Origin of the sequence: Pseudomonas nabeulensis (genome assembly GCF_004682045.1) — a bacterium.
In the GTDB taxonomy this organism is placed as follows: domain Bacteria; phylum Pseudomonadota; class Gammaproteobacteria; order Pseudomonadales; family Pseudomonadaceae; genus Aquipseudomonas; species Aquipseudomonas nabeulensis.
Window position 1 is genome coordinate 1 of the sequence record NZ_QUZT01000094.1, and the last position, 19983, is coordinate 19983.

15 protein-coding genes and 1 pseudogene are annotated in these 19983 nt (G+C 55.0%); 7 read left to right on the forward strand and 9 right to left on the reverse strand.

Annotation, left to right across the window (positions count from 1 at the left end):
* Positions 1-117 precede the first annotated feature (117 nt).
* A pseudogene (locus DYL61_RS29060) lies at positions 118-291 on the reverse strand (transposase domain-containing protein); the annotation flags it as partial.
* 398 nt (positions 292-689) lie between these two features.
* Between DYL61_RS29060 and DYL61_RS29065 the strand changes: the two are divergent.
* Both DYL61_RS29065 and DYL61_RS29070 read left to right on the forward strand, forming a co-directional pair.
* Positions 690-896 (forward strand): hypothetical protein, encoded by a 207-nt coding sequence (locus tag DYL61_RS29065; protein ID WP_135311225.1) that lies wholly within the window; start codon positions 690-692, stop codon positions 894-896.
* Positions 896-1783 (forward strand): hypothetical protein, encoded by an 888-nt coding sequence (locus tag DYL61_RS29070; protein ID WP_121136274.1) that lies wholly within the window; start codon positions 896-898, stop codon positions 1781-1783. The genes DYL61_RS29065 and DYL61_RS29070 overlap by 1 nt, the downstream gene beginning before the upstream one ends.
* A gap of 3 nt (positions 1784-1786) precedes the next feature.
* Here the strand turns inward: DYL61_RS29070 and DYL61_RS29075 are convergent, their stop codons facing one another.
* The 6 genes from DYL61_RS29075 to DYL61_RS29100 all read right to left on the reverse strand — a co-directional run bounded on the left by DYL61_RS29075 (position 1787) and on the right by DYL61_RS29100 (position 11125).
* Complete coding sequence (locus DYL61_RS29075; RefSeq protein WP_135311226.1) at positions 1787-2209, reverse strand: hypothetical protein; 423 nt, start codon at positions 2207-2209, stop codon at positions 1787-1789.
* Positions 2187-3053 carry a hypothetical protein gene (locus tag DYL61_RS29080; protein WP_135311227.1) on the reverse strand — a complete coding sequence of 289 codons (867 nt, stop codon included), beginning with the start codon at positions 3051-3053 and terminating at the stop codon, positions 2187-2189. The genes DYL61_RS29075 and DYL61_RS29080 overlap by 23 nt, the downstream gene beginning before the upstream one ends.
* A gap of 603 nt (positions 3054-3656) precedes the next feature.
* Complete coding sequence (locus DYL61_RS29085) at positions 3657-4568, reverse strand: restriction endonuclease (protein WP_135311228.1); 912 nt, start codon at positions 4566-4568, stop codon at positions 3657-3659.
* 27 nt (positions 4569-4595) lie between these two features.
* The gene (locus DYL61_RS29090; protein ID WP_135311229.1) at positions 4596-7796 is read right to left on the reverse strand and encodes a type I restriction endonuclease subunit R; all 3201 of its coding nucleotides are present in this window, start codon (positions 7794-7796) and stop codon (positions 4596-4598) included.
* Positions 7797-9149 (reverse strand): restriction endonuclease subunit S, encoded by a 1353-nt coding sequence (locus DYL61_RS29095; RefSeq protein WP_135311230.1) that lies wholly within the window; start codon positions 9147-9149, stop codon positions 7797-7799. It abuts the gene before it with no gap.
* The gene (locus DYL61_RS29100) at positions 9146-11125 is read right to left on the reverse strand and encodes a type I restriction-modification system subunit M (RefSeq protein WP_135311231.1); all 1980 of its coding nucleotides are present in this window, start codon (positions 11123-11125) and stop codon (positions 9146-9148) included. Before DYL61_RS29100 ends, DYL61_RS29095 begins: the two co-directional genes overlap by 4 nt.
* 479 nt (positions 11126-11604) lie before the next feature.
* On the opposite strand from DYL61_RS29100, the gene DYL61_RS29105 reads away from it, so the two are divergent.
* The 4 genes from DYL61_RS29105 (at position 11605) to DYL61_RS29120 (ending at position 16899) form a co-directional block, all read left to right on the forward strand.
* Positions 11605-11856, forward strand: coding sequence for a DUF6124 family protein (locus DYL61_RS29105; RefSeq protein WP_135311232.1), 252 nt, complete (start codon positions 11605-11607; stop codon positions 11854-11856).
* A gap of 232 nt (positions 11857-12088) precedes the next feature.
* The gene (locus DYL61_RS32005) at positions 12089-12304 is read left to right on the forward strand and encodes a hypothetical protein (protein ID WP_135311233.1); all 216 of its coding nucleotides are present in this window, start codon (positions 12089-12091) and stop codon (positions 12302-12304) included.
* 244 nt (positions 12305-12548) lie between these two features.
* Positions 12549-15260, forward strand: a complete 2712-nt coding sequence (locus DYL61_RS29115) for an AAA domain-containing protein (RefSeq protein WP_135311234.1) — start codon at positions 12549-12551, stop codon at positions 15258-15260.
* A 205-nt stretch (positions 15261-15465) separates the two neighbouring features.
* Positions 15466-16899 carry an ArnT family glycosyltransferase gene (locus DYL61_RS29120; RefSeq protein ID WP_135311235.1) on the forward strand — a complete coding sequence of 478 codons (1434 nt, stop codon included), beginning with the start codon at positions 15466-15468 and terminating at the stop codon, positions 16897-16899.
* Positions 16900-16914: 15 nt separating this feature from the next.
* Here the strand turns inward: DYL61_RS29120 and DYL61_RS29125 are convergent, their stop codons facing one another.
* Positions 16915-17403 carry a TIGR00645 family protein gene (locus tag DYL61_RS29125; protein ID WP_016976786.1) on the reverse strand — a complete coding sequence of 163 codons (489 nt, stop codon included), beginning with the start codon at positions 17401-17403 and terminating at the stop codon, positions 16915-16917.
* Between the two features lie 162 nt (positions 17404-17565).
* Between DYL61_RS29125 and DYL61_RS29130 the strand changes: the two genes are divergently transcribed.
* The gene (locus DYL61_RS29130; protein WP_135311236.1) at positions 17566-19392 is read left to right on the forward strand and encodes a hypothetical protein; all 1827 of its coding nucleotides are present in this window, start codon (positions 17566-17568) and stop codon (positions 19390-19392) included.
* A 3-nt stretch (positions 19393-19395) separates the two neighbouring features.
* On the opposite strand, the gene DYL61_RS29135 is transcribed toward DYL61_RS29130, so the two are convergent.
* Complete coding sequence (locus tag DYL61_RS29135; RefSeq protein ID WP_105699025.1) at positions 19396-19725, reverse strand: PA4575 family protein; 330 nt, start codon at positions 19723-19725, stop codon at positions 19396-19398.
* Positions 19726-19983 lie beyond the last annotated feature (258 nt).

Here is a 19983-nt window from a genome sequence, read left to right on the forward strand (position 1 = left end):
GGCCCACCAATTCAATAAAAAAGACGTCTTTTGGCGTCTTTTTTTGTGCCTGCGATTCAGTAAATATGCGGCTTCCAGCGCTTTTGCGTAAGCGTCCAGGCATCCCGTCTTGCGCAACTAAGCCGGTTGCCATCGATGCGGCAACAGCTCCCCAATCTCACTCGCCCGCTGCGTCGGCAGGCGAGTAAGAACGTCCTTCAGATAAGCATACGCATCGTGGCCGTTGAGCTTGGCCGACTGGATCAAACTCAATAGCGCAGCAGCGCGTTGGCCACTGCGTAGTGACCCGGCGAGTCGAGTCAACTGTGGGCTGGCGCCAGCTCGGGCCGAAGTAGTTGACCACTACAAGCCTTTGATTACTCCGCCTAACAGCACATCTAGTATTGAAAAACCCAGAGCGCACCGTTTTTTTCATAATATCCACCGGCTCGTCCAAACCAGAATTGTCCACCATATTGACATTCCCCTTGACAGATGTTTACGTCGGTAAAGATCATGGCCACTTAGTGCCGTTAAGTGCCGTCTAGGTGCAAAGGGCCGGTGAAGCAGGCCCTTTGCACCTAGACGGCTCCCTACTCATGCATTTCGTCGGTAATCCCTTGCAATCACAGCCTTTCGACTGCAAATGCGCCGACTGAATGTGCTAACCTCAAATCCAAGTCCATTTCACCCTTATGGGTAGTTTTGCCATGATCAGCGGCCACCAGCATTCAAAAGACCTTAGCTTTTCGGAAATGATGAGCCTTAAAAGCAGCTCACGTGACCGCCAGGTTGATGCTGTCTATGCTGCTGACCCTCAGATGCTTGAAATGGCTGCTGCCCGTGCCAAAGCCGCCCTTCGTGGCAACTCTGCTTCAATCGCTCGCCCACAACGATTCTCTGCGCTAAGCAACTGATGCCGGAAGCGGTAAACGAAGACGCTCCGTTCGCCCTACTTGAACGTTCTGAGCTCTTCGCTTTTCTGCTCGATCTAATTCAGCGCGTCTACCGTCCCTCAATTCAATCAGCTGTCACCGATTACGGTCTTGTGATCGTCGGCGGGCAATCGCTTACGCTTTGGGCCCGGCAATACCTCATCGACGAGATGACAGGCGAGGATGTCGGATTCGTCACTAGCGATGATTTGGACTTTATCGGCAAGCCCAACTCTATTGATTATTGTGCCCAGATGATGGGCGTCCCTTTTCGCAAAGCGAAGATGGAAGACAATACGATCAATATTGCCGCCGCGTACATTGACTGGGTTGACGGTAAAGAGGTCATCGTCGATATCCTGGAAATGGACAGCGTTGGGGGCGCGCCCAAAAAAGAGATTTTCAAGTATTTATCCGTCCTGGATATCGAAGGTGTGCAGGTCGCCGTCATCGACCCGATCACATGTCTGAAGTCTCGTTTATTCAATTTATTCGCTTACTGGCAGGATCGGCCACATCGGGAATCCGTGCGAGTGAAGATTGCACTGCGCGCTTCAAACCATTACCTGCGCGACCTGCTGGTACATGAGGGATATCGAGTCATATCGGAGCATATCCGTCGGATTAAGGCATTAGCTCTGACACCGCTCGGAAAGCGTGTTTACGTCGAATATGGAATCGACGTGCTGGATGCTATCCCCTACGACCCGGCAATATTTCCAGCTGCCTACTTGGACCGGGAACGACCCAACATGCTTCGCCAAATTGGTGATGCGCGCCAACGAAAGTTAATTCAGTACCAACGATTCGCTTGTGGCCCTATTCACCCTAGCCATCATCAGCCCGCACCTGGACGCGATCCAAGATAAAAATTAAATTTTGACGCCCCCCTCAAGAATTCGAGCAGCAAGACCGTCTTTAAAATGAAAATAACTAGCCATTAAAAATAAAACCAGTTGCCCCCACCCAAGATATATTGTGGGCTGCGCCACCATCCCAAAATAAAATAGCAAAGACATTGCAACTAAGAAGAATCGCTTTGCCGAGTACAGCCCAAACTGCGTGTCATCCGCGGCGCGATGTTTAATTGCAGATCGAGACATTCTCACTGCAATCTGGCCAAAAATAATACAGGACACTAACGACCAGTCAGGCGCTAGTAAGATTTCTTTCCAAGACGATGTATACAGTTTGATTGCCACAAGAAAGACAAAAGGCGTGACTATGAAGATGTACTCGGAAAAAAGCTCCGCCCACATCGTATTTCGTTTTTTAGAAGAGAGGTTTGGTTTCATGCTGTAATCCGACATCGCGGTGAATTTGCAAAACTCTTACGACTTTCGCACCCGAAATGAAGGGTTTACCTTTCCCCGGAGGCGGAGAGTAAATTTCAATTGAAACCTCAGCCTCCATAACATCTCTGGGACCAATAGGTGCTATAGAGCCATCCTGGTACTGCTCAAGCCACGGCAAGTCAGTGATCTTGGCATTGTAGCGATTGTTCGTACTGGCGCTGAGCATAGCCCAAGCTCCTTTACCGATATTGACTGGAGCTCTGACGTAAAGTTTATCCACGCAGCCTTTAGTTTCAGTCGTCCCTTGAAACATCTCTTTGGGATTCGCGTTAAAACGCCAGTGAGTATTGATAGCTGTGACATTTTCCGACTCAACGATGCTGGCCGAAGCGCTCTCCTCAGGAAGAAGCCTCTTATTTGCTTCTGATAATTTATTCAATGCATGTGCAAAAGCTTTTCGATCAATTTTCGGGGCAAACATCTGTTCATCATTAAACTTAGCTAGTTCAGCTTCAATTCCTGACGCTAGCTGATCGACCTCTTCTTCAGTAGTGGTACTTTCGAGACCCGCCAGGTCTTCCGCTAATTTCATACTTGATTCGAAAACAGCAGTCTCGAACCATCCCTTGAGACGTCCAGGAACGGCCTTGAGCACACTAGCAACTGAACCAGTCTCGACATCTTCAAGCCGAAGAGCGAACTCTCCCTGCGCACCGAGGCTCCCGACCATGACTTGGCCTATCGCTTCGTAGGCCTCAATATAACTACTCATAGCCTGAAAAATTTCAGCTGGCCGTTGACGCTCCTTCAAAAAGTCAATTTTTATTCTCAGCGTCTCGTGCATTCCTAACTACTTCCTTGAAGATGGGCAAACGTCTACCAAATAGGCAGTACGGTCATGCGGGTCGGGCAGGATAACCTCTACCGCCGATAGTGGCAAAATGTCCCCACCAGCGTCAGGGAAGCTCAGATCTCGCATCACCCTTACCGACTGCCCCAAGCCTAGCCACAACGAGTCGTCAAAAAATTAAATACTGTACATAAAAACAGCATCCATCATTTCAACCTCATCTGCAATGTGTGTCAGCCGGCGGGCTCCGAATGCGCTATGCAGAAAATACTAGAAAACATTAATGTGCGGGCTCGAGGCAGATGCCCCCCCGAAAGAACGGGAGTGTTGATTAGACGGAGCTGCACCTCTTTCCGGATAGGCGGTATTCCAGAACGACAAAAAATAAATTTTATATTAATAATTTCAATAAGTTGAAATAGCAGTTCAACTTACCCCGGCCCACCAACTCAACGAAAAAAGACGTCTTTGGACGTCTTTTTTTGTGTCTGGAATTCAGTGAAATCAAGAAGTAAAAGCTATTGAACTCTTCGCAATTTTTTTGGGTTCCAGACCGAACAGCATCTCAGGCAAGCCGCCCGATCCACCACGTTACAGTCATTCACCCGCGAAATAATCACTGTCGAGTTGCTTCACCTCGTACACCTGCTTGACGCTGACGCCCAGGTTGTTCTCCACCATCAATCGCGCCAGCTCAACACCATCGATCAAGACTACTTTAATATCCAACCCCAACGCTGCAGTACGGGCGCCCTCAGAGAACTCTGATGTGGTGATGAACACGCCCTTACGCGCACGCTGGCGAGTCAGTGCGCCGATAAACTTGTCGATCTCAGGACGATGTACCGTGTTGGCCCAGCGCTTTGCCTGCAGATAGATCACATCTAGGCCGAGCTTGTCTTCCTTGATGATGCCGTCGATACCGTCATCATTGGTCGCTTGAGTCGCCTTACCAGCCTCTTTACGCGAACCGCCGTAACCCATGGCAATCATAAGATCGACTACCAACTGCTCAAAAAAACTTGGAGTGGCTAGCCGGACTTGCGTCAGCAGCTCATCTGCCAGGGACTGCATCAGAGCCTGGTGCGCCTCCGCCAACTGCTCGTCTGGCGTGGTTTCGGCAATACCAACGCTCAGCAGGGCGGGAACATCTACGGATTGTGATTTAGCTGTATGGAAGTCCGCAAACTCTGGAAACTGCTTCAACCAGCTCACCGTAATGCGCTGCGGACCATTGGTCAAAGCATCAAGGCCACGCGGGGTAATTTGCACCATGCCCTTGGCGGGAATGCACAGCAACCCAGCCTTATTCAAATAAGTGCGAGCCCAACCCACTCGATTGTTGATCACCGTCTGCCGGTCGGAGGGAAGGCGCTCCTTGCGTTCGTCCTCGGTCAATTGAAACTGCTCGGCCACCCGCTCGCGCAACTCATTGAGCGGCAGCGGCGCACCGTTTTGCACGGTGCTCAGCACTGGGCGCATCACACTTTGAAAGTCTGGAATTGCCACTGTTGCTCCTTTGCCTTACCAGCTGTTTTACGCACCGCCCAAACGGGTCTCATCGAGGACAGCTACCGTCTTGAGCATCTTCAAAATCACCAGCGCAAACGCGCGGCTCTTCGTTTCGTTATCCAGCACTTCCAGCGAGAGCTTCTCGTGATCAGTCATAGCGTCCAACACGGTATCGAGGACGCGCTTGGGAAACAGGCCGAGCATCACTTGATCCACCGAATGGTTGTTCACCTGGGCCATCACATCTTCCTGACGGCTGATGCGCTGGGCAATGCCGGTGAGGAACTGCAACTGATCGTCGTCGCTCACCTCGGCACCAAAAATATCGTTCAGCGCCTCAATGATTTCGGATAAACGCTTCTTCTCCGGATCATGCGGCTTACCGCTACCCACGTCACTGCCAGGTTTGACGGTGTATTTACCCGTTTCCTCGTTCAGACGTAGCAGTTGTTCGGCGCGCTTGCTCAGGCGATAGTGGCTCAGTTGCAGCTCACCCACATCCACGTCGTCTTCCAGTAAGCGATCTACGCGTAGCAGCGGGTGTAGATGTTTGGCGTACACGCACAGCTGTTCTAGTTCGTGATCCTCGTAAGGCACGATTTGCGATAGAAACTCATAGAGGCGCACAAAGCTTTGCAGGTTCTTGCGGAACAGGTCGAGCTGGTCAACCTGCTCGCCAGCTTCTTTCAATGCGTGCTCGGCTTTTTTCAAGCCGGCGCTATCGCCATTGGCTTCGGCGGTTCGTTTGTAATCAAGCGCCTGCTGACGAGATTCCAGCGAGAAGGCATAGCGCTTAGCAAAACGCTCTTTTGCCGGCGCGCAGTAGTAACTGAGTTTGCTGGCTTGCGCCTTGGGGTCGAAGAAAGCCAAGGCAAACGCTTCGACCTCTTGCCAGTGATAGATACCCTCAGCATCCAGCTTCTTTTGCAGGTCATAGATGATCTGCGGGTCGGTCACGTCGGTCAGCTCGGCCTTGGTGTAGTACGGCAAAAAGGCATCGAGAATATCCTGCGGCTCGTTAAAGAAGTCGAGGATAAAGGTCTGCTTGTTGTCACCAAAGGTGCGATTCAACCGCGATAACGTTTGCACGCAGTCCACGCCTTGCAGCTTCTTATCCACGTACATGGCGCACAGCTTGGGCTGGTCAAAGCCGGTCTGGTATTTATTGGCGGCAATCATCACATTGAAGTCTTGGGTGTCGAAAGCGTCCGCCAGGTCGCGGCCATTCAGGCCGGCGTTGAGCAGGCTGCTGTTTTCTTTCACTTCTTCGGGAATAACCTCATCCGGTAACACGCTGCCGGAGAACGCCACCAAAGGGTGCACATCGCTGTAACCCATCTGCTGCACATACGCTTTCAATGCCAACTGATAACGAACCGCTTCTTGACGACTGCTGGTCACTACCATGGCCTTGGCTTGACCATTGAGCAAACCGCGGATATTTGTGCGGAAATGCTCGACGATGACCTCGACCTTCTGGCTGATGTTGTACGGGTGCAACCGCACCCAGCGTGCGAGCTTGATGCGCGCCTTTTTGCTGTCCACCTCGTCGTCTTCCCCGTCCGGGTGGGCGATCTTCCAGGCGGTGCTGTAGGTGGTGTAGTTGCGCAGCACGTCAAGGATAAAACCTTCTTCAATTGCCTGGCGCATGGAGTACAAGTGGAACGCTTCGGGCTTGTTGCTGGAGCTGGCTGGTAGCGTAGGGTCGGCCGGGCGCCCGAACAGTTCCAAAGTCTTGGCTTTGGGCGTTGCGGTAAACGCGTAGTAGCTGATGCGTTCATTTGGTTGGCGCGCCTGTACGGCGGCATCCAACAAATCCTCGGCGCTGACCTCTTCTGCTTCCAGCGCATCACTGCCGAGAATCTGTTTCAACTTGCTGGCCGATGAGCCGGTTTGCGAGGAATGCGCCTCGTCGGCAATGACCGCATAGCGCCCACTGGCCAGCTTGGGGTACTTGTCCAGTGCATCGAACAGCGCTGGGAAGGTTTGGATAGTGACGATGATTATGCGCGTCTGCTCAGCCAGCGCCTCGGCCAGTTGTTCGGATTTGCTTTGGTTACCGACATCCCGGCTGATCGGTTTGACCACGCCCTGGGCGTGTTCGAACTGGTAGATGGTGTTTTGCAGCTGACTATCCAGCACCGTGCGGTCGGTGACCACGATCACCGAATTGAACAGGCGCTGACCGGCATCGTCGTACAGCGAGGCCAATTGATGAGCGGTCCAGGCGATGGAGTTTGACTTGCCTGAGCCAGCGCTGTGCTGAATCAAATAACGCTTACCCGGCCCTTCGGCGCGAGTGGTACTGATCAGCTTATTGACCACTTCCCATTGGTGGTAACGCGGGAAGATCATTGTTTCTTTGGTCACCAGCGAGCCATCGAAGCCTTCGCTGGTTTTCTTATCCAAGTGCAGAAAGCGGCCCAGCACTTTGAGCCAGGCGTCCGGCTGCAACAGACGTTGCCACAGGTAACTGGTGGCGTATTGGCTGTCGTCCTCAGGCATCGGGTTGCCCGCGCCGCCTTCTGCGCTGCCGAGGTTAAACGGCAAGAAGAAAGTGTCTCTACCCGCCAGTTTGGTGGTCATCGCCACTTCATTCTGGCCAACGGCAAAGTGCACCAGCGCACCACGCTTGAAGGTCAGCAGCGGCTCAGGTTTGCGCGTTAGCGGGTCTTTTACTGGGCGGTCATTGCGATACTGGCGCTTGGCGTTTTCCACCGACTGCTTGAACTCGCTTTTCAGCTCCAGCGTGGCGGTGGGGATGCCATTGACGAACAGAACCAGGTCCAGACGCGGGTCGTAACTCTGCCCGCTACTGCCAGCCTCACGCGCATGCGGCGAATAGGACACCTCAGGCACCACGCGCAAGCGGTTGCAGTGGTAACGCTTGAGGGTGTCCGGGTTCATCCCGTGGTCAGGCTGGAAGCTGCACAGCTCGACCTTTACCGCCGGCAGCTTAAAGCCGTGGCGCAGCACATCCAGGGTGCCGCTCCGCTCCAGCTCGCGCACCAGCTTTTGCACCAGCACATCATCCGGGTTATTCGGGTTGGCCTTGGCGAACTTGTCCCAGCGCTCCGGCCGGGCCTCCTTGAAGTAGCCCAGCACGTCTTCGGTGTACAGCGCCGTGCGTCGGTCGTAACCGCTGGCGGTGCCCACTAACCAGCCTTGATTGGCTAGGGTGTCGATAATGTCTTTTTGAAACTGAGCTTCCTTGCTGTCCGCCATTTATACGGCCTCTGCTTCTAATAAGGGGGCTTGCACGCTGACCAGAGGCTGCCAGCCGCGCACGTCGATTTTGCCGCTGACGGCGGCGGAGATCAGGGCAGAGCGGCGCTCACAAAGCAGTACAACACTAGCTTCCGACTGAGTTATTAGGATTTCATACTGAGCTTTTAACTGGCCAACCAACTTATCAATTTCGTCTCTCTCAACTTTCGGTGGAACAACAAGAGGAATATTATAAACCTGCTCGACTCTAAGATGAACCACCGTACTGCCAGATGCCTCGCTTTCAATATATCTAGCAAGGCAATCAGAGGTAAGAAAATCAAAAACAAATGGCGTGAGCTCTGAATCAGTTGGGATGATATTCATCATCCGCTGGCCCATACAAAGAGCTGTATCAGCAGGCACGATACAAACCTCTCCCGAAGGGGCTTCCCGAGTAAAGAAAATTGACCCTGGCGGAGGAATACCTCTTTCCGTCCATATCTCAAAGTTACGACGATCCGTATATAGAGCATTATCTAGACTTAGATGCTGCTTTTTTATATTTGAGGTTCGAACCACTAAATATTCACCATCTTCAACATATTCTGGAGTTCGGTTTTTACAGTCCACAATGCGCGAGATATTCTTGAGCCGCACAACCTTCCAATGCGCCGGCACTTCGCCCAGCCACTCCACGCTGGAGTCTTTCATCGGCACCGTGGGGTCGAGGCCTTTGGTGACGGCATGGGAGATCACGGCCTGGCGCTTTTCCTTAAGCAGTTCGATCAGGCGCTGCTGCTCTTCGATCAACGCGTCGATGCGGGCGGTTTCGTGATCGAGGAAGTGGGCGATTTGGGCTTGTTCGCAAGCAGGTGGAATTGCGGTAAAGAGTCGTCCAAAAGACTCCGGGTAGAGCCTTAACCGAGAGTCCATAATCCCTGCGGAGTGCGTTTTGAAATACCTAATGCACTCATCTGAGCGCACTAGGTAATCAAGAAACTCAGGTACAGATCCATCTGTCACATAAAAAACGCAGTACGCAGGGCTGACAATTCCTCTTTGCCAAGAGAAGCCAAGCCCCCGATTCCAGGCAAGCATAATGTTAATAACGAGATCACCAGCTTGGCATACTTTGTACCCTTCAAGAGACTCTGCGCGCGATAGGTGATCGCCTTCATCAAGCGTCTCAGACCGTGGTTTTATGCCGAAATACGCGGAGACGGACAAAAGTTCCTCAGCTCCCTCTGTACTCCGCTCGACCCTTTCCGCAAAAACATTCTTGAATCGCTTTAGCGTCCAGTGACCTGGAAACTCACCAAGCAGCTTAACCCCGGAATGTTTGTACGCTGGATACCCAGGAAAACTCATGCCGAAAGCCCCTCAATCATCTGCTTGATACGGTCGGTGCAGGCTTTCAGGTCGCTATCGATCTCGGCCAACGGGCGCGGTGGTTGGAACACATAGAAATGGCGGTTAAAGGGAATCTCGAAGCCGACAATGCCGACCTCACCATCCTGGGCGTCAGTTTTGCTTTCGTCGATCCACGCGTCCGGCACATGGGGGATTACTTCACGCTGGAAGTAGTCGTGCACCGATTCGCCCAACGGCACGTTCTCGTTGTCACGCAGGCCAGCGTCTGCTTCCGGATGCCCCTTGAACATGCAGATATCCGCCTCGGGGTCGCGCTCGCTCAGGGCGTTTAGCAGGGCTTTGAGTTCCGGCGCGCTTAGGCTGACACCGTGCGCGGTAAGGTTTTTTTTCAGCACCTTGCTGAATTGATCGCGATTGCGGTGCAGCACACTCGTACCCATCGTTTGCAGGACTGCCACCAATTGCTGCTGTGCAACGCTGTCGAGTTTCTGGATAGCCTTTTCTTCCAGCACTTTAGCGATGCGTTCGGCGCTAGCTTGGAAGTTCAAACGTAGCGGGCGTTCAACGGTGATGCGTCGGTAGCCGAAAGCGTCGATGGGGAAGATTTTGCTCTGCGCGCTGTGCTCGAAACTGCCATAAAGGCGCACCAGCTCGCTGATTTGATCTTCGGTGATATACGAGCGCTTACTGCCCAGCGACTTACGCATTTTGGCGAAGTGCTGGCTGCCGTCGATCAACTGCACCTTGCCCTGGCGCGCAGCGGCCTTGTGGTTGGAGAGTATCCACACATAGGTAGCAATGCCGGTGTTGTAAAACATATCGGTGGGCAACGCGACGATGGCTTCGACCAGATCGTTCTGCAGCAGGTAGCGGCGAATCTCCGACTCCCCCGAACCCGCGCCGCCGGTAAACAGCGGCGAGCCGTTGAGGATGATGCCGATGCGCGAGCCACCGTCGCGCGGGTCACGCATCTTGCTGACTAGGTGCAGGAGGAACAGCAGCGAGCCGTCGGACACCCGTGGCAGGCCGGGGCCGAAGCGGCCGTCGAACCCTTTTTGGCTGTGCTCGTCGGTAATTTGCTTCTGTACCTTCTTCCATTCCACGCCGAACGGCGGGTTGCTGAGCATAAAGTCGAAGCGCTTGTCGGCCAGTTGGTCGTTAGACAAGGTGTTGCCGAGCTTGATGCTAGTCACGTCCTGCCCCTTGATCAGCATGTCCGCCTTGCAGATGGCATAGGACTCGGGGTTGAGCTCCTGACCGTGCAGGGAGACCGAGACCTTTTCGCTGATGGACTGAATGTACTCATCACCCTCAGACAGAAAGCCGCCGGTGCCGGCAGTTGGGTCGTAGATGGTGACGATGCTGTTGGGCGCGAGCTTGTGGTCCTGATCGGTAATCACCAGTGAGGTGGTGAGGTGCACGATATCGCGCGGGGTGAAGTGCTCACCGGCGGTTTCGTTGGAGCTTTCTGCAAACTTGCGGATAAGCTCTTCGAAGATGATGCCCATGCCGAAGTTGCTGATGACCTCGGGGCTCAGATCAGTGGCGGCGAAGCGCTGCACCACCTGATATAGCAGGTTGGCGGTTTCCAGTTGCTGAACGAAGTCTTCGAAATGGAAGTGCTCAAAGATCTCGCGGGCATCCTTGCTGAATGCCTGCACGTAGCTCATCAGGTCAGCGGCGGTTTGAGTGTCGGACAGAGTACCGAGAGTCAGTGGCGAGGCATTGAAGAACTGCTGCCCACCTGCGGCCCGCATCATATACATATCACGTACAGTGTCCGGGCGGCCTTCTTGAGCATAGAATTCGCGAACCACGGCGTCTTTGTTTGGCGCCAGAACACACTCCATACGCCGTAACAAGGTGAATGGTAGGATGATGCGGCCGTATTGCGATTGCTTAAAGTCACCGCGCAGCAGATCGGCAATGGACCATAGAAACGCGGCCGTCTGGGAATGATTTTCCGTGTTCACGCAATGGCTCCTTGGAGTTCGGGCAAAGCCGCAAGTCTAGCATCCAAGGGTGCACATCCGGAGTGTTCGCTTTAGGTTGTGAATTATCGCCTGGCTGAGGCTACACATACGTAACCTCCACAATTGGCGTAGACGACGGCAGCACTGAAAACGCCGTAAACCACCCCTTCAGAATTTTCCTGCAAGATGTCGCGCCATCGATGAACTGGTACAACACCTCTTACACAGATAGCCTCCTCCAGTCGCTGCAAAATCAGCGACCGGGTTTAGCAGCTCGTTTAATATCAAGGCCTGCAACGCCACCTTTCGTTCCAGCACTGCTTTTATGCATCGACTGGTTCGCTTTATGGCGGCTGTGCGTGGGGCACTTTCGGGTGCGCCGGGTTCCTTGATTCCTGGTCTGCTAACCCGCGTACAGTCGCCACCCTTATCGTTTAGCAGCGATGTCTGGTGACTCCATCAATCAAGGAGCTTCAGCCATGAAAAAACTCACCCCCAATCCGCCTTCAACCACCCTCTTCACCCTCGCCCCCGACATCCCCTGCGAAACACTGCTGATCCAAGCCAGCGAAACCCTCGCCTCGATCAACGCCATGACCACCGACCTGGCCTTTGAATCCGAAGGGGCCAACCGTCACAAGCTGCTGGCCACTCAACAATTAGTGGTGCTGGGCGAGTTGTTGGTTGAGCGGGTACTGGTACTCACCCAAAACGCCCAAACGCCTCAGTAACCAAAAAGGCCGAGGCGAATTCAGCGCCTCGGCCATGTGCCTGCCTGTCAGTACGGGTACTTAATACTAAACATCAAATTCCGAGGCGCCTCATACATGCCGATATTCGACAATGTCGCCGCCAGCGACACGAAAGTAAAACATGTCGTTAAAACTAAAAAATAGAAACACGATAGGCGCATATGTTTAGGCTTACGCCGCGAAAAGGGCACCCCTCAGAACCCCCTTGCCCTTGGATGGGTACACAACCGCTTCACCACCCCTTGGCAAGCCGACAGACCCCATAGCCAACTGCGGCAGCTACATCATCGCCCACCGAGCCGACTACCACCGCCTACTGCTGGATGTACCCCCCGCGAACAAGGTCGGCAAGGAAAAGCTCTTTATCCACCCCAAGCTGATGCAACTACTGAATCGCGACAGCAACGACTTCAAGCCCTACGCCTGACCACGTGAAACCCTGAACATTGGGAAAAGCATCGGAAACGTCGTGCGCCCCCCAAGAGAAATGGACGACATACATCGATCAGTAGATCGTGCAGAGTCATCGCCATCATTCTGACTACTTCTTTCACCGAACAAGTGCGCAAGCCGATCGCCCCTCAAGCAATGACAGCCACATTTGTTCTCTTGGGAAAAGGAGCATTCGGCGCGAGACGAAGCCGGATGTCATGTGCATAGGGATAAGAAATATGACTTCGATTCAAGTGGATGGTGAGGACAAGACCACCAAGATCAGCGACTGGGCGATTCGTTGGAGCGACAAGTACGAAGCCCTTGAACTGACCTGTCACTTTCCCTCCAAAAAGAAATACACCCGCCCACTCAGTAGCTGCAAAGTTTCGCCCACCCGCGAGTTGACCAATGTCTTACTGCGCAAGCCCGGCAGCATGGTTGTCACGCTCATTGAAAAAGCCACGATTTACGCCGAGCGATATGCCGCCGTGCACTACCCGGGCGCCAAAAAGCCCTATGTCTACAAGATGGACGGCATCAGCTTTACAGCCCCGACATCAATGAAAGAAACGCCAGTCTTCGACTATTTCGCTAACGTGGCCAATGCACGACACGATCACGCCGAGTCGGACACTGATCGTGAAATTGCCAGCAATGTGGTGCGCCAGCTCGCAAAACTGCCTGCCATCTCGGGTACTGCCTTGCACGCCTATTGTTCGGGGCGCAACGGCACGCTGGCGCCGGGTCAGGGGCTCATCTATCCGTTCGGGCTTAACCAGAGCCAGCTTCAGGCGGTCGAGCGGGCGTTCAGCGCGCAAGTCAGCGTGATCGAAGGCCCACCAGGCACCGGCAAGACCCAGACGATCCTAAACATCCTCGCCAATATTCTGTTACGTGGACAAACGGTAGCGGTGCTGTCCAATAACAATGCTGCCGTGGAAAACGTCTACGAAAAGCTGGAAAAATACGACCTTGGCCACTTGGTCGCCAAGCTTGGCAACAAGGACAAACGTGAGGCTTTCTTCGCCGACCTGCCTGCGTGGCCAACGAGCGCGCTCGAACCGGCACCGTCCCTGGATGAGATCCAGGCCTTGCTGGCCCGCGTAAAACAGCATTTGCAAGACCATAACAGGGCGGCACAACTGCAAATCGAATTGGACGAGCTAGTCATCGAGCGGCATTACCTGGAACAGTGGCAGGCAAAAAATGATGTACGGGCCAAAGGCTCGCTCCACAAGTATGGCCTGACACCACGCAAGACTGCGGACCTCATGGCCTACCTGGCTTACCTCGGCGAGCAGCGCATTCATATCAAAGACCGCATCGAGTTACTGTTCAAATTCAGAATCTTTCGCACAACGCCATTCGCTGAGGGCGAGACGCGCATGGCCGTTTTCCATGCACTGCAACTGCATTACTACGACAAGGCTCTACGGGATAAGGAAGCAGAGTTGCGGACGTGTCGTGAATCGCTGGCGCGCGCGAACTTCACGGCCCTGCTGAAAGAGCTGACAGCAGCATCGATGCACCACTTGAAGCAGCACCTGCAACTTCAGGTACCTCCGTCGGACAGCTTTGACGTCAAAACCTACTGCAAGCATTTTGATGCCTTCGCCCAGCGCTTTCCTATCCTGGGCAGCGGCACGCACTCCATCGTCAATTCGATCGCACCGGGAGCGGTCCTCGACTACGTGATCATTGATGAAGCCTCTTTGCAGGACATCGTGCCGGGCATTCTGCCACTGGGCTGCGCAAGGAATCTGATTGTCGTTGGAGACAATCGCCAGTTGCCGCATATCCCTGTGAAACTGGGGCTTAAGGCACCCGCCGAGGGCTACGATTGCGAGCAGTACAGCCTGCTGGATTCTTGCGTTGCCGTCTTTCAGGATGCACTGCCCAGAACCCTGCTGAAAGAGCACTACCGCTGTCACCCCAGAATCATCCAGTTCTGCAACCAGCAGTTCTACGACAACGCACTGGTTCCAATGACAGTAGACAAGGGTGAATCCCCTCTACGCTTGGTGGTAACAGCAAAGGGCAACCACGCCAGGAAGAACACTAACCTTCGGGAGCTGGACTCCCTGTTGAAGATGCTTGAGGACGAAGGCCAGCCCGTCGCAATAGACGGTGAAGGCCGTGGATACATCGCTCCGTTCCGGGCGCAAGTCAGCCTTTCTGACACGCACTTGCCGACGGACTTCATTAAGGACACCGTGCACAAGTTTCAGGGACGTGAATGCGACGAGATCGTCTTCTCCACCGTGCTGGACAAAAAGCGCTATAACCAGGCGCAAACACGCCTGGATTTCGTCGACGACCCGCGCATGATCAATGTGGCAGTTTCGCGAGCCAAACACCGCTTCACTCTCGTGACCGGCGACGAGGTGTTCACGGACAACAATGGTCACATCGCAGCACTAATACGCTACATCAGCTATTACACGCAGGACGAGCAGATCGTACGCGCGCCCGTGGTCTCGGCATTCGACTTGCTGTACAGCGAATACGACCAATCTCTGGCACGCTTGGGCGCCCGCCTGCGGCCCAATGATTCACGCTACAAGTCCGAGCAGATCGTGGCACAACTGCTGCGCGAAGCGCTGTCAGCCCCAGCCTGCAAATCATTGAAATTCCACACCCAGATCCAGCTGGATAAGCTTGCTTCGCCGGATAACCTCGACTGGACGAAGCCCCAGCGAGCGTTCATGAAGCGCGCCAGTTGCGATTTCGTGATCTATTTCAAAGTGGGCAAGAAACCGATAGGGGTGATCGAGGTCGATGGCGGTTACCACGACCACCCCGTGCAGGCGGCCCGAGACGCCATGAAAAATGAAATTTTGACGAGAAGTGGCATTCCTATTCTGCGACTGCGGACAGTTGAAAGTGGCATTGAGCGCAGAATTGGCGACTTTATCGGGCAGTGGGCCAGCCCTACGTATGGGGAATAAGCCTCGGGTCAGAAACCGTCAGCCGCTGATGGTTGCAGTCGACCCGAAGCTGGTTTGCGAGCAAACCAGCTCCCAAGCCGCCGAGGCTGCATAGCGCATTATTTTCCAACCCGTTCACGAAATATTCAGAAACCCCAACAGATACTACCCCCACAGCAATAACCGCTCCCCCGAGCGCCCCCCTCTGCCCCGGTAGCCTGAACCCATGACGCGTCCCGCTCCCCTGCTGCTCCTGCTTGCTGGCCTGCTGTTCTTCTTTGCCCTGGGCAAACACGAACTGCAAGGCTCCACCGAAGCCCGCGTTGCCGGGATTGCCATGGCCATGCACTTGGACAATGACTGGGTGGTACCGCGCCTGTTTCGCGAGCCGTTTCTGGAAAAACCACCCCTGAGCCTTTGGCTCGACGCCGGTGCGATTCGCTTGTTTGGCGGCACCACGTGGGCCGTGCGTTTGGCATCGGCGTTTGCCGGGTTGTTCAGTGTGATGCTGTTCTACGGGATGTTGCGTCGGTTTGGTCGGCCGAAGACGCTGGCGTTCAGTGCCGCGCTGATTCTGGCGACGATGGCCAGTTTCTGGAGCAATGTGCGCGGCGTGGGTGAGGATGCGCTGCTGACCCTCGGCGTGACCACGGCGTTGCTGGCGTTCTACCAGGCTGTGCGGCCGGATCGCGAAGGTTCCAGCGCGGGGGCTTGGGCGTTGTTTACTGCGGGCATGGTGATCGCCACGCTGAGTAAGGGTGTGCTGGGCCTGGCCATGCCGGGGATCGTGATTTTTGTGTATCTGGCGGTGACCAGTGTGCTGGACCGGCGCTTGCGCATCGGTGACTGGTTCAAGCCTGGGCTGTTTACCTTGCTGGCGTTGGTGCCGCTGATGATCTGGCTGGGGTTCCTGTTTCAGCGTGGCGGCATGCAGGCTGTCGGCGAAGTGCTGTGGACCAACAGCGTCGGGCGGTTCAGCGGTTCGTTTGTCGAGGCCGGGCATTACGAGCCGTTCTACTACTACATTGCCAAACTGCCCGAGGCGTTTTTGCCCTGGAACATCCTGGTGTACCTGGGGTTGTGGCACTTTCGTAAAAGCCTGGTGCGTAATCGCTATCGGGTGTTTTTCAGCGTGTGGCTGGTGGCGCAGTTCACTCTGCTGACGCTGGCTTCCAGCAAACGCACGGTTTACCTGATGTCGCTCACTCCCGCCGCGGCTGTGCTGGCGGCCGAGTATGCGCAGGTGGTGCTGCACTGGCTGAAAGATCGAAAACCGGGCCTGTACCGCTACCATCGACAGGCAATCGTTGGGGTGTTTGCCGTGCTGTTTGCCAGCTACCTGAGCGCGGCCTTCTGGTTTGCCCCCAAGGCCGACAAGCGCGAGTCGTTCGTGCCGGTGATCAGTCAGATCCAGGCATTGCAGGCAGAGGGTCGAGCAGTGGCGATGTACCAGCCGAATGAACGTATTTTCGGAGCCGGTGTGTTCTACATGCAGGCCTACGTGCCGATCCTGCAAACCGAGCCGGAGTTGCGCGCGTTCCTTATGAGCAAACCGGGCAACGTTGCGTTGCTGGATAGCACCGACAGGCTGGGTGAGAAGGTGACCGTCATCAAGGAGATGGCGATCAGCCGCCAGCCTTACTACTTCGTCGAGCAGTAAGGCTGGCGCGGGGGATCAGTGCTTGGTGACCTTGTCCAGGTAACCCATGGCAAACGCCGAGATCACGAAGGTCATGTGGATGATCACGTACCACATCAGGTGCTGCGGATCGACGTTCTTGGCGTCCATGAAGATGCGCAGCAAGTGGATGGACGAAATCGCCACGATGGAAGCCGCCACTTTCATTTTCAGCGACGAGGAGTCCATGGTGCCCAGCCAGTTGAGCTTTTCCTTGCTCTCATCGATGTCCAGCTGCGAGACGAAGTTCTCGTAGCCGGAAATCATCACCATCACCAGCAAGCCGCCGACCAGGGCCATGTCGATCAACGACAGCAACACCAGGATCAGTTCCGACTCGGCCATCGAGAATACGCTCGGCAGCAGGTGGATCACTTCCTGGAAGAATTTCAGCGCCAGCGCCAGCAACCCCAGGGACAAGCCGAAATAGATCGGCGCCAGCAGCCAACGCGAGGCGTACATAGCATTTTCGATAAAACGTTCCATTGGTTCTCACACAGCTTGGCTAAAAATGGCGGCGAGTATACCAGCCGCTACAAGACACCTGTAAGCACGAGAAAACTGACTCAGGCGGCATCTGTAAGAGAATTTTTCTGCTAGTGTCGAGCCCATCAACTCGGCTCGATGACGTCGGACAGGAAGATTCAGATGATGGATGTGCGAACCCCTTTGGCCAGTATTGGCCTGCTTGCGGTGTTGCTGATGGCCAGCGGTTGCTCCCCCAAGGATGAGCCGAAAAAGCAGGCCACCCTCGAAGAGAAAACCGCCCAGTTCGAACAGTCGCTGGACAGCATCCAGGACCCCAAACTGCGCGACGCCATCGCCGATCTCGGCGGTTCGCTGCTGTTGCTGGAACGGGCGCGGGTCAAGCTCGCCGACAAGCCCATCGAAGCGGAATACGGCGAAGACACCCTCGCCCTGCTCAAGCATTACCCCACGCCTCAAGCCCTGGTCGACACCTACGTCAACGGCCTGTTCGTGCTGCGCAAAGCCTCCCACTCCGACTACCTGACGGACTTGCAGCCAGTGTTCCCGTTCAGCTTCAACATGCCTGACCAGTTCCCGTTCCCCCACGGGCTGGAGTGGAAGTCGGTCACCTTGAGCAACAACAAGGTCATCCCCTTCCAGCCCGAATGGTCGGAAACCGACCCCGGCATCCAGTTGAGCCCCAGCAGTTCCAACCTGACCAACCCCGATGACCTGACGGTGACCTACCCGTTTATCGAGGGTGTCGAGACCGAAAACAAGAGCCAGCCGCAGCCCGTCAGCCTCAAAGGTGCGGTGGAAGTGGTTGCGCCGGGCAAAGTGCTGACCTTTGACTTGTCGAAAAAGGATGTGGGGCACAAACGCACCGAGGGCACGATCACCCTCAACCTGCTGCTGCTTGAAAAGAACTACGCCGAAATCGAGCTGACCAACAGCGCACCGTTGGCGCCCGAGGTGGACGACGAATCGCCTAACCCGCTGCTGGTGCAGGCACGGGACAGCACCGGGCAATTCCTCACACGCTCAGGCTCGATCAACGAAAATGCCGCGCAGGTGGCGTTCTACGAGAAGCAACTGGCCGAGATGCAAAAACAGAAGGCCTGGTCCGACGCCTTCGAAAAACAGTTAACCGACGAACAGAAAGCCTTTGAACACAAACAAAACAGCCATTACGCCAAGGTGTATTTCAACGGCGTGATCGACAACCTCCAGGTCAACGTACTCGACTTCTCCACGGCCACGGTTACCCGCAAAGATCTCGACCTGCCCGTGCTGCGTTTCGACAAGAACAGCCTGCAAAAGACCGTCGAGCCCTTGCCGATGCCGGTCACCGTGTATGACGACGGCGCCGCCAGTTGGCTCAAAGACGCCAGCATGACCGAGGACCAGCTGAAAAACAGTGTGACCATCAGCCAGTCCACCGAAGACGCCAGCGCCGCACATATCGTGTTCGACCATCCGTTCACCTTCAATGACGACCTGGTCGGCAGTGAACGCAACAGCAGCGACGCGCCCATTACCTTCTTCACCGCCGATGACAAGGGCGAACGTGGCGAGCCCATCGAGCTGCCAACCGAGGCTTTCGAGCTGGATGCGGCACGCGGCACCCTCACTTACGACCTGAACCTGTTCCCGGAAAACCCGGCGTTTGTGGTGGGCTCGATTCCGCTGTTTCTGGCCAACATCGAGAAAGCCACGATTGACGTGGCCAAGCTGCCCAAAGGCCTGAGCCTCAAGGACAACGCGCTGGTTGTTGATCAAAAGGAATTTCCATCTGACAGCTGGCGCTTCTACGCCAAGGACGCCAGCGGCAACTACCTCAAGGAAATCCTCGGCGTCAGCCACCGCGCCGAGGAATACGGCACGGCGCTGTTTGATGTGCATTATTTCTACGGCCAGCCGACCACGCTGGAGAGCTACCAGCGCACCGACCTCAACACCGTGCAATACGGCTTTGAGGTCAAGCTGGACAAGCCAGAGAGCAAATAGCCCTCAGTGATGGGTGTCACTGAGGCTCGGTGACCGCCCGCCATTGAGCTGTCGCAGATGGGCCTGCATGTGCAGGCACCAGATCTGCGGGTCGCCCGCCCGCTCATAGCCGTGCAGCGTCAGGCTGTCGACGATGGATTCAAGGATAGTTTCTGCCACGAAAGGCCCATGGAACGGGCCTTGGGACTTGATGGTGGACGGCTGTTCACCGGTCATTCCGGCGGCAAACAACAAGGTCCACATCCCGTTATCCCCCGCGAGAGGGCGAATGGAACATTCGATACGGGTGACCAGGCCCAGGCACTGGCGGGTAAGACAAAGGTTGCGCGGCATGGCGGCGACCCTCGGTAGATCGGTGTTCAACCTCAGCCCAAGGCGAGGCTGTTTCTATCCTGCGACTCCTGTAGAGATCCCTTGAGCAGAGAATAGAAGAAAACCACGACAAACCAAGGTTGTAGGGACCAACGGGCGTTGGTCCCCCAGATCAAAGTCAATTTTGTGGCGAATGACCTGTGGGAGGGAGCTTGTTCCCGATAGCGGTGCATCAGTCAGCTTGTCTGTGACTGACACACTGCAATCGGGGGCAAGCCC

Bases quoted from the DNA above. Each gene is read 5' to 3' on its own strand.
- DYL61_RS29115 (WP_135311234.1), top strand. From the start codon at position 12,549: ATGACTTCGATTCAAGTGGATGGTGAGGACAAGACCACCAAGATCAGC.
- DYL61_RS29135 (WP_105699025.1), bottom strand. From the start codon at position 19,725: ATGCCGCGCAACCTTTGTCTTACCCGCCAGTGCCTGGGCCTGGTCACC.
- DYL61_RS29120 (WP_135311235.1), top strand. From the start codon at position 15,466: ATGACGCGTCCCGCTCCCCTGCTGCTCCTGCTTGCTGGCCTGCTGTTC.
- DYL61_RS29130 (WP_135311236.1), top strand. From the start codon at position 17,566: ATGATGGATGTGCGAACCCCTTTGGCCAGTATTGGCCTGCTTGCGGTG.
- DYL61_RS29070 (WP_121136274.1), top strand. From the start codon at position 896: ATGCCGGAAGCGGTAAACGAAGACGCTCCGTTCGCCCTACTTGAACGT.
- DYL61_RS29075 (WP_135311226.1), bottom strand. From the start codon at position 2,209: ATGAAACCAAACCTCTCTTCTAAAAAACGAAATACGATGTGGGCGGAG.
- DYL61_RS29125 (WP_016976786.1), bottom strand. From the start codon at position 17,403: ATGGAACGTTTTATCGAAAATGCTATGTACGCCTCGCGTTGGCTGCTG.
- DYL61_RS29090 (WP_135311229.1), bottom strand. From the start codon at position 7,796: ATGGCGGACAGCAAGGAAGCTCAGTTTCAAAAAGACATTATCGACACC.
- DYL61_RS29105 (WP_135311232.1), top strand. From the start codon at position 11,605: ATGAAAAAACTCACCCCCAATCCGCCTTCAACCACCCTCTTCACCCTC.
- DYL61_RS29095 (WP_135311230.1), bottom strand. From the start codon at position 9,149: ATGAGTTTTCCTGGGTATCCAGCGTACAAACATTCCGGGGTTAAGCTG.
- DYL61_RS29065 (WP_135311225.1), top strand. From the start codon at position 690: ATGATCAGCGGCCACCAGCATTCAAAAGACCTTAGCTTTTCGGAAATG.
- DYL61_RS29080 (WP_135311227.1), bottom strand. From the start codon at position 3,053: ATGCACGAGACGCTGAGAATAAAAATTGACTTTTTGAAGGAGCGTCAA.